Origin of the sequence: Cysteiniphilum litorale, from assembly GCF_003428165.1 — a bacterium.
GTDB classification, from domain to species: Bacteria; Pseudomonadota; Gammaproteobacteria; order Francisellales; family Francisellaceae; genus Caedibacter; species Caedibacter litoralis.
In genome coordinates, this window is record NZ_QLIQ01000122.1 from 1 (window position 1) to 1398 (window position 1398).

The 1398-nt window shown below is 37.0% G+C and carries 1 protein-coding gene; it reads left to right on the forward strand.

Features of this window, described 5'->3' with window-relative positions; genetic code table 11:
* The first annotated feature begins 113 nt into the window (after positions 1 to 113).
* Positions 114 to 1220, forward strand: coding sequence for a peptide MFS transporter (locus DNJ75_RS14805; RefSeq protein ID WP_117004188.1), 1107 nt, complete (start codon positions 114 to 116; stop codon positions 1218 to 1220).
* The last annotated feature ends 178 nt before the right edge of the window (positions 1221 to 1398 follow it).

The following is a 1398-nucleotide window of genomic DNA, read 5'->3' on the forward strand; positions in this document are numbered from 1 at the left end:
GAAAAACTGCTATGAGTTATCCAGAGAGTTATTTAAAAGTGTCATTGCTAAGTTTGTGACTGAGTTCGCACCATCGATGGAATCGCTACTACCAAAATTCATGCCATCCATCAATGCGTAAGTCCTATGGTTTATCTTTTGTTGTAGTTGGTACTGGTTTTTTTAAATCGTCCATGGCAGCAAACATTGGATTGCTTTATGAGAAAAAAGACCCTAGACGTGATAGTGGCTATACCTTGTTTTATATGGCAGTTAACTTAGGCGGTGGGGTTGCTTTGCTAATGGTTCCTATCATCGCTAAATATTTTGGTTGGCATGTCGGTTTTTCAGCGGCAGCTATTGGTATGGCATTAGGCTTGATTATTTTCATGCTTGGTCAAAAGAAAGGACTGCTACCACCAGATCAAGTGCAAGCATCAATAAAAATAAAGCTCATAATTATTACCTTAGCTTTAGCTTCTACAATGATTTTTACCTATTTTATTCAAAACCCTAGAGATACCTCAACTGTGCTGTATATAGTTGCAGGATTTGTTGCTATTTATCTGCTTTATAAAGCAGTAATTGGTGGTAAGAAATATATCTTAGCTATTGGCGCTGTTATTAAGTTATCTATTATCGTTATGGTGTTTTTTGCACTATTTGAGCAAACAGCGACAAGTGTACTTTTATTTACGGAAAGACTTGTGAACCTGAATATATTTGGCTTTGAAATTTCTTCTGCTAGCACAATGTCATTCAATAGTCTTTTTGTAGTAATTCTAGCGCCATTTTTTGCAGCATTGTGGACAAGATGGAATCCAAGTGTCTTTGCTAAAATGGGTTCAGGTGTTATTTTAACTGGAGCAGCTATGGGGATATATACCCTAGGAGCTTATTATGCCATGCAAGGTGAGATGGTTTCATTACTATGGATCATCGCAGGATATTTTGTTATTACAATGGGTGAGCTTGCTTGTAGCCCAACGGGGCTTGCTGCTATTAGCAAGGTTTCGCCAATTGATGTTGTTGCCGTGCTTTTTGGCGTTTGGGGCATTAAATCATCTTTCAGTAACTATATAGCAAGTCATATAGCAACATTTACAGATGTAGGAAGCGCAATAGACTCTCAAGCAGAAGCTTACTATAACGTATTTTTAAATCTAACAATATTTGCTTTTGTTTTTGGCATCATTGTTTTAATGATCTCTCCTTTACTGAAAAAGATATATAAAATTTAGCAATAACCTCAGTTCGGAATTACGGTTCATAAAACACTCAATCTTTTCTGGCCCACAATAGAGATAGGATCGATAACCCATGCAGCAAGGCATGCCATCAAATGTGTGCATGCATTTACAGGTGAGCGATGCCTTGTATGCCACAACATTAAACTATTTTTCAAATGATCAAATAGAG

Bases quoted from the DNA above. Each gene is read 5' to 3' on its own strand.
- DNJ75_RS14805 (WP_117004188.1), top strand. From the start codon at position 114: ATGCGTAAGTCCTATGGTTTATCTTTTGTTGTAGTTGGTACTGGTTTT.